Origin of the sequence: uncultured Sphingomonas sp. (assembly GCF_964244265.1) — a bacterium.
In the GTDB taxonomy this organism is placed as follows: Bacteria; Pseudomonadota; Alphaproteobacteria; order Sphingomonadales; family Sphingomonadaceae; genus Sphingomonas.
The window spans coordinates 1-6,389 of the sequence record NZ_CAXTHV010000057.1 but is presented as its reverse complement, the minus strand read 5'-3'; the positions used below and the strand labels follow the sequence as shown (position 1 = coordinate 6,389).

The window sequence follows — 6,389 nt, the reverse complement described above, 5'->3', positions numbered from 1 at the left end:
CGGCGGCGGTCATCGTCATGGACAAGTCGACCGACATCGTCCGCGCGATCAGCCGCATCAGCTATTTCTACAAGCACGAGAGCTGCGGCCAATGCACACCGTGCCGCGAGGGCACCGGCTGGATGTGGCGGATGATGGAGCGGCTGCGCACCGGCGACGCCGAGATCGCCGAGATCGACATGCTCCAGCAGGTCACCAAGCAGGTCGAGGGCCACACCATCTGCGCGCTGGGCGACGCGGCGGCGTGGCCGATCCAGGGACTGATCCGGCATTTCCGGCCCGAGCTGGAGCGGCGCATCAACGAGCGGTCGGGCGCGTCGGCGGGCGACCTCGCGCCGATGATGGAGGCGGCGGAGTGATGCGCGCGACTGCTTCTCTTGTGGTCTTGCTTGCGATCTGCTCGCCGGCGCTGGCGCAACGCGACGATAACGAGCGCTTCGGCCGGCCGCTGATGACGCCGGATAATCTGGCGGACATGAGCCTCGGTCGCTTCGCCTTCTGTGCCGAAGCGCGCGCGCAAGCCACTGCGGCCAAGGTGTTGCAGACGCGACTCGCTTCTGACGAAGAAGCAAAGCAGGTGCGAAAGCTGGCGGCGGTCAACCGCGAATGCAGCCCGCTATATCCCATGCCGTTCACCCCGACCGCAGTGCGCAATGCCCTGGCGACGATCGCTTATCGTCGGAACCATAAGTCGGGTGACGTGCCACCGCCGACCCCGGCCGGAACGCCGCCGCCGGCGAGCTTCGCCGTCGTGCCGGCCGATGCGAACGGCACCGACCAGCAGCAAGGCGCGTGGTATCTGGGTGCGATCGCGAATTGCGTGGTGTTCGTGGATCCGCCGGCCGTGCATCGGTTGGTCACGGGCCCGATCGACGTGCCGGAGGAGGACAAGCGCTTCGCTGCGCTGGTGCCGGCCATTGGCCGTTGCTCGCCGTCCGATACGTCAGGTCTCACGGTACGGCGGTTCCGCGGCTATCTGGCCAACGCCCTGCTGCAGCATGTCGGCGATGGCGCCAAGATGAAAGACTGACGGGGTGCCCAGGCTGAAAGTCGATGACCTGGCGTGGACGTCGTTCGAGGGACAGGCGTGCGAGGCCGCGAGTTGGCCTGCCCAAGGTGTGATGCGGAGCTTGCGGCCCGAGCTGGGATCGGCGAATCGAGAAGTCCGGAGGCGACTTGGCGCCGGTGAGGAGGGCGGCGGAATGAATGAATTTATGGAACTCCGGTCAACGCATTGGCAGCGGCGGAGTGACACCACGACCACTAAGGCAGTCCGGAAACTCCAAGAAGTGTCTCGATACTGGATGACGCTGGCTTGCCTTGCGATCGCGATGTTGGTGTCGATGAGTGAAGCGACAGCGCAATCTGTCCCGACGCCCCAGTCCAGAACGTTTCCTTTGCCGCCCCCGGGCAGTGTTTCAAGGATGACGGCGCTTTCGCGAGGATCTTCGGCCTTGGAGTTCCCTCCCGATCGCGATACTCCCGACTCTATCCGCCGCTTCGGTCTGCTCGAAACCTTCGCGCGCTGTGCAACACAGATTAGTGGCAACGCCATCGCAAAGGCGCTCGAGAACAAGCCGATGTCATCGGGCGAACGGCGCTTGATCGAGTTGGGTGACCGTTTGGGCGGCTGTGGCCAGTCCGGGGCAATTACGCGCATCCTTTCGCTGGTTCGAGGGACTTACGCGGAAGCTCTCTATCTAAAGCGTTTCAAGACCGCTCCCGAACCCGCTGCCGTGGATTCACGGAAGCTGGAAAAATTTCTTGAGAACGAAAGAGATTTTTCCACGCTGCGGGAGCCACAGGATCGATCGCTTGCTCTGGTGGCCGGATGCTTGGTGGCGCTGCAGCCTGCGGTCGCACAAAATATCTTTGAATCCCGGCACGGCGGCGCGCGAGAAGAAGAGTTGATGAACACGATATTCCGCGAGGCTCCGACCTGCGCTGGCGAGACCCGTCCGACATTGGTGTCGCGGGCGTTTATGCGCGCCTTTCTCGGTGAGGCGGCTTATCGCTACGCGATGTTTGCCGCGCCGACGAAGGCCTGAGTCTCATGCCCAAGCTGAAAGTCGATGGGGTCGAGGTCGAGGTGCCGCAGGGGGCCACCGTGCTTCAGGCGTGCGAGGCCGCGGGCAAGGAAATCCCGCGCTTCTGCTACCATGAGCGTCTCAGCATCGCCGGCAATTGCCGGATGTGCCTGGTCGAGGTGAAGCCGGGGCCGCCCAAGCCGCAGGCGTCGTGCGCGCTGCCGGCGGCGGACAATCAGGAGGTCTTCACCACCACGCCGATGGTTAAGCACGCCCGCGAGGGGGTGATGGAGTTCCTGCTCATCAACCATCCGCTCGATTGCCCGATCTGCGACCAGGGCGGCGAGTGCGACCTGCAGGACCAGAGCCTCGCTTACGGTCGCGGGGCGTCGCGCTACGACGAGAACAAGCGGGCCGTTACCGAGAAATATATGGGCCCGATCGTCAAGACGATCATGACCCGCTGCATCCAGTGCACGCGCTGCATCCGCTTCGCCGAGGAAGTGGCGGGCGTCGAGGAAATCGGCGCGATCTATCGCGGCGAGGATATGCAGATCACGTCCTATCTGGAACGTGCGGTCACCAGCGAATTGTCGGGCAATGTCGTCGACCTCTGCCCGGTCGGCGCGCTGACGTCCAAGCCCTATGCCTATGAGGCGCGGCCTTGGGAGTTGCGCCGGACGCTGACGATCGACGTCCAGGACGCGGTGGGCACGAACATCCGCCTCGACAGCCGCGGCCGTCAGGTGCTGCGCTGCCTGCCACGCATCAACGAGGACGTGAACGAGGAGTGGGCGACCGACAAGACGCGCCATCACGTCGACGGGCTGGTCCGACGGCGGCTCGATCGGCCGTTCGTGCGCCGCGGCGGCAAGCTGGTCGAGGCTAGTTGGAACGAGGCATTCGCGGCGATCGCGGCGGTGGATCATGGCGGCAGCGTCGCGGCGGTAGCGGGCGATCTGGTCGATTGCGAGACGATGTTTGCTGCCAAGAGGCTCGTGCATGGGCTGGGTGGGTCACTGTTCGAGGGGCGGCAGACCGGGCTGGATTACGACACGTCGAGCATCGCGGCGGTCAATTTCAACACGACCATCGCCGGCGTCGAGCGGGCGGATGCGGTCCTGCTGGTCGGGACCAATCTGCGCTGGGAAGCGCCTCTGGTGAACACGCGCGTGCGCAAGGCGATCAAGCGCGGCGCCAAAGTGTTCGCGATCGGACCTGAGACGGACCTGACCTACAAGGCCGAGTGGCTCGGCGACGATCTGGCGGTGCTGGGCGCATTGCCCGAGGCGGTGACGCAGGCGTTCGGCAAGGCCGAGCGGCCGATGATGATCCTGGGCGGCGCGGCGTTGAAGGGCGGCCATGGCGCGGCGCTGAAGCTGGTCGAGCCGCTGGGGCTGATCCGGGACGGCTGGAACGGGTTCAACGTCGTCCATATGGCGGCGAGCCGCACGGGCGGGCTGATGCTCGGTTATGCCGCGAAGGGTGGGATCGGTGCGTTGCACGACGCGAAGCTGACCTTCTTCCTTGGCGCGGACGAGGTGGATTACAGCCGCTTCGCCGGGTTCAAGGTCTATGTCGGCCATCACGGCGACAAGGGCGCGGCGGCGGCGGACGTGGTGCTGCCGGGCGCGACCTATGCCGAAAAGGCCGGGACCTGGGTCAATCTGGAGGGCCGCGTCCAGCGCGGCGAGCGCGCGGTGTTCCCGCCGGGTGACGCGCGCGAGGACTGGAGCATCTTCCGGGCGTTGTCGGAGGTGCTTGGCCATGCACTGCCTTTCGACAGCCTCGCGGGGTTGCGTGAAGAAATGTACGGTGAGGTACCGGCGCTGCGAAACCTGGGGCTGGTATCGTTCGAATGGAACCCGCCGGCGCTCGATGCGACCCCCTCGGGGGTGCTCGCCGGTTACCCGATCAAGGACTTCTACCTGACCAACGCCATCTGCCGCGCCAGCCCGACGATGCAGCGCTGCTCGCAGGAACTGGTCCACGGCGAAGCCTTCGCGGCGGCGGCGGAGTGATGGGCCTGGTTTATCAGCATATCCGGCTCGCCAACGCCGCCAAGCCGGAGCTTGAGGAGATCGATGCCAATGCGTTGGTCAACAGCGGCGCGGTCGATCTGTGCATCCCCAGGCTGATCGCGCGCCAATTGAAGCTCGACGCCATCGAGCAGCGGGCAGTCACCTACGCTGACGGCCGCAAGGAAGCGGTCGACTATGTCGGCCCGATCCTGGTGGAGGTCTTCGGGCGGCGCGCTTTCACAGGCGGCATGGTGATGGGCGATCAAGTGCTGCTTGGTGCGATCCCGATGGAGTCGATGGATGTGCTGATCGATCCCCGCCGGCAGCAACTCGTACCCAACCCTGCCAATCCGAACATCCCCGGCGCGCTGGCGATGGGCTTCAGGATCGAATGGCCGTGACCAGCTTCTTCAACACCACCGTCGGCCTGTCCTACGGCTGGGCGTGGTTCACTGCGACCATCGCCGGCATCCTGCTGATCGCGCTGCCGCTGATGCTGGCGGTGGCGATGATCATCTATGCCGATCGCAAGATCTGGGCGGCGATGGCGCTGCGGCGCGGGCCGAACGTGGTCGGGCCGTTCGGACTGCTCCAGAGCTTCGCCGACGGGCTCAAGGTCTTCCTGCAGGAGACGATCATTCCGTCGGCCGCCAACCGCGTGCTGTTCCTGCTGGCGCCGATCATCACCTTCACCGTCGCGCTCATCGTGTGGGCGGTGGTGCCGTTCCAGGCGGGCGTGGTGCTCACCGACATCAACGTCGGGCTGCTCTACGTGCTCGCTGCCTCGTCGCTGGGTGTGTACGGAATCATCCTGTCGGGCTGGGCGTCCAACTCGAAATACCCCTTCTACTCGGCGCTGCGCGCGGCAGCGCAGATGGTCAGCTATGAAGTCGCGATCGGCTTCGTGCTGGTAACGGTCGTGATGTGGGCGGGGACGTTCAACCTGTCCGGCATCGTCATGGCGCAGAAGGGGCATGTGTTCGGGCTGGTCAACGGCTTCGTCGCCAATCCGCTGCTGTTCCCCATGTGGGTCGTGTTCCTGATCTCCTCGATGGCCGAGACGCAGCGCGCGCCGTTCGATCTGACCGAAGCGGAATCAGAGCTGGTCGCGGGCTATCAGACCGAATATTCGTCGATGAGCTTCGCGCTCTTCTGGCTTGGCGAATATGCCAACGTGCTGCTGATGTGCGCGTTGAACGCGACGCTGTTCTGGGGCGGCTGGCTGCCGCCGTTCGACATTCCGATCCTGTATGCGGTGCCCGGCATCATCTGGCTGTTCGGCAAGATCCTGTTCTTCTTCTTCATCTTCTCCTGGGTGAAGGCGACGGTGCCGCGCTATCGCTACGACCAGCTGATGCGGCTGGGGTGGAAGGTGTTCCTGCCGCTGTCGCTGCTCTGGGTTTTCATTGTGTCGGGCGTCCTGATGTGGATGCGCGTCGGAGTTCACGCATGACGCCCGCGCAATTCGTCAAGTCGTTCACCTTGTGGGAGTTCCTCAAGGCGCATGCGCTGACGCTCCGGTATTTCTTCAAGCCCAAGGCGACGCTCAACTATCCGTTCGAGCGAAATCCGATCAGCCCCCGCTTCCGCGGCGAGCATGGCCTGCGCCGCTATCCCAACGGCGAGGAGCGCTGCATCGCGTGCAAATTGTGCGAGGCGGTGTGCCCGGCGCAGGCGATCACGATCGAGGCGGAGCCGCGTGACGACGGCTCGCGCCGGACGACCCGCTACGACATCGACATGACCAAGTGCATCTATTGCGGGCTGTGCGCGGAGGCGTGCCCGGTCGATGCGATCGTCGAGGGGCCGAACATGGAGTTCTCGACCGAGACGCGCGAGGAACTGATCTACAGCAAGGCGAAACTGCTCGATAACGGCGACCGCTGGGAAAGCGTTCTCGCCGCCAACCTTGCCGCCGATGCGCCCTACCGGTAGGCGGCGCGGCATGATCAATTTAGCTCAATCCTCCCCTACAAGGGGAGGTGGCGCGCGGCACGCGCGACGGAGGGGTGTACCCGTTCGTTGCGTTCGGCGCACGTCCGGGCCGGGACACCCCTCCACCACGCCGCTTTGCGGCGCGGTCCCCCTCCCCTTGCAGGGGAGGATTGGAGAGTGATTCAGGCGATCGCCTTTTACTTGTTCGCAGGCATCGTGCTGCTGGCCGGCGCGATGACGGTGTCGTCGCGCAACCCGGTCCATGCGGTGATGTGGCTGATCCTCGCGTTCTTCAACGCGGCGGGGCTGATGGTGCTGTGCGGCGCCGAGTTCATCGCGATGCTGCTCGTCATCGTCTATGTCGGCGCGGTCGCGGTGCTGTTCCTGTTCGTGGTGATGATGCTCG

Annotated in this window: 8 protein-coding genes; all 8 read left to right on the top strand. The window is 64.9% G+C overall.

Annotated features, from left to right (window positions below; translation table 11 throughout):
* Positions 1-359: NADH-ubiquinone oxidoreductase-F iron-sulfur binding region domain-containing protein (locus tag ACFE7K_RS15340; protein WP_375399066.1), on the top strand; the 359-nt coding region annotated here is incomplete at its 5' end.
* Complete coding sequence (locus ACFE7K_RS15335; RefSeq protein WP_375399065.1) at positions 359-1,030, top strand: hypothetical protein; 672 nt, start codon at positions 359-361, stop codon at positions 1,028-1,030. The genes ACFE7K_RS15340 and ACFE7K_RS15335, both read left to right, overlap by 1 nt.
* A gap of 424 nt (positions 1,031-1,454) precedes the next feature.
* The gene (locus ACFE7K_RS15330) at positions 1,455-2,048 is read left to right on the top strand and encodes a hypothetical protein (RefSeq protein ID WP_375399064.1); all 594 of its coding nucleotides are present in this window, start codon (positions 1,455-1,457) and stop codon (positions 2,046-2,048) included.
* A 5-nt stretch (positions 2,049-2,053) separates the two neighbouring features.
* Positions 2,054-4,048, top strand: coding sequence for an NADH-quinone oxidoreductase subunit NuoG (gene nuoG, locus ACFE7K_RS15325; protein ID WP_375399063.1), 1,995 nt, complete (start codon positions 2,054-2,056; stop codon positions 4,046-4,048).
* The gene (locus ACFE7K_RS15320) at positions 4,048-4,449 is read left to right on the top strand and encodes a hypothetical protein (RefSeq protein WP_375399062.1); all 402 of its coding nucleotides are present in this window, start codon (positions 4,048-4,050) and stop codon (positions 4,447-4,449) included. Before nuoG ends, ACFE7K_RS15320 begins: the two co-directional genes overlap by 1 nt.
* Entirely contained in the window at positions 4,440-5,501 is a 1,062-nt protein-coding gene (gene nuoH / locus ACFE7K_RS15315) for an NADH-quinone oxidoreductase subunit NuoH (protein ID WP_375399061.1), read from the top strand. The genes ACFE7K_RS15320 and nuoH overlap by 10 nt, the downstream gene beginning before the upstream one ends.
* Positions 5,498-5,983: an NADH-quinone oxidoreductase subunit NuoI gene (gene nuoI, locus ACFE7K_RS15310; protein ID WP_375399060.1), complete on the top strand. Its 486-nt coding sequence runs from the start codon at positions 5,498-5,500 to the stop codon at positions 5,981-5,983. The genes nuoH and nuoI overlap by 4 nt, the downstream gene beginning before the upstream one ends.
* Positions 5,984-6,160: 177 nt before the next feature.
* A partial coding sequence (locus tag ACFE7K_RS15305; RefSeq protein ID WP_375399059.1) for an NADH-quinone oxidoreductase subunit J occupies positions 6,161-6,389 on the top strand: 229 nt, incomplete at its 3' end.

Bases quoted from the DNA above. Each gene is read 5' to 3' on its own strand.
- nuoH (WP_375399061.1), top strand. From the start codon at position 4,440: ATGGCCGTGACCAGCTTCTTCAACACCACCGTCGGCCTGTCCTACGGC.
- ACFE7K_RS15335 (WP_375399065.1), top strand. From the start codon at position 359: ATGCGCGCGACTGCTTCTCTTGTGGTCTTGCTTGCGATCTGCTCGCCG.
- ACFE7K_RS15320 (WP_375399062.1), top strand. From the start codon at position 4,048: ATGGGCCTGGTTTATCAGCATATCCGGCTCGCCAACGCCGCCAAGCCG.
- nuoG (WP_375399063.1), top strand. From the start codon at position 2,054: ATGCCCAAGCTGAAAGTCGATGGGGTCGAGGTCGAGGTGCCGCAGGGG.
- nuoI (WP_375399060.1), top strand. From the start codon at position 5,498: ATGACGCCCGCGCAATTCGTCAAGTCGTTCACCTTGTGGGAGTTCCTC.